This window comes from Oceanobacillus sp. J11TS1, from assembly GCF_018333215.1.
Classification (GTDB): Bacteria; Bacillota; Bacilli; order Bacillales; family Amphibacillaceae; genus Oceanobacillus.
The window spans coordinates 1-378 of record NZ_BORO01000075.1 but is presented as its reverse complement, the minus strand read 5'-3'; the positions used below and the strand labels follow the sequence as shown (position 1 = coordinate 378).

The 378-nt window shown below is 39.9% G+C and carries 1 protein-coding gene; it reads left to right on the top strand.

Going from position 1 to position 378, the window contains the following annotated elements:
- Positions 1-378, top strand: a 378-nt coding sequence (locus KI343_RS19905; RefSeq protein WP_212928123.1) for an IS256 family transposase, incomplete at both ends; no start/stop codon positions are given.

Here is a 378-nt window from a genome sequence, read left to right as displayed (position 1 = left end):
TCGTAGAACAGCTTTGTGGTGAAAAAGTGTCGAAGTCCATGGTCTCAGAGCTTACAAAAAAGCTAGATCCAGTTGTAAAGGAATGGGCCAACCGTCCTTTAGATCGGCAATATTATAATTATATCTATGTAGATGCGATGTATATTAAGGTCCGTGAATATCACCGGGTTGTTTCTAAAGCAGTTTATATTGCCTTGGGAGTTAATAGCCAGGACCGGCGTGAAATCTTAGGCTTTCGAGTAGCTAATAGGGAGTCCAAAGAAACTTGGATAGAGTTCTTTGAATCCTTAAAATCCAGAGGGTTACAACCTCCTAAATTAGTGATCTCTGATGCTCATGAAGGCCTGAAAGCTGCGATAACTAAGTCTTTTCTAAATA